We start from the raw sequence: 224 nt of genomic DNA, 5'->3' as shown, positions 1-224 counted from the left end.
AGCTGGGCGGGGGCCTGCGGGTCGGCACCGCAGGCGGCCCACAGGGCGAATTCCTCCACCACCGTCCGGGCGTGCTCGGGGTGTCCGGCCAGGACGGCGGCCTCCACGTAGCAGGGCACGACGAGCATCCACACCGCGAAGTGGCCGCGGCGCGGCCCGGTACGCACCAGCGGGCCGAGCCGGTCCGCGGCCTCCCTCGGGCGGCCCGCGCCCAGGTCGGCGCG

The 224-nt window shown here is 79.0% G+C and carries 1 pseudogene; it reads right to left on the bottom strand.

Features of this window, described 5'->3' with window-relative positions:
* Positions 1-224, bottom strand: a pseudogene (locus G3I53_RS16980) (LuxR family transcriptional regulator); the annotation flags it as partial.

The sequence above is a fragment of the Streptomyces sp. SID14436 genome (assembly GCF_010548465.1).
Classification (GTDB): domain Bacteria; phylum Actinomycetota; class Actinomycetes; order Streptomycetales; family Streptomycetaceae; genus Streptomyces.
The sequence above is the reverse complement of the archived record's forward strand: the minus strand, read 5'-3'. Positions and strand labels throughout refer to the sequence as shown.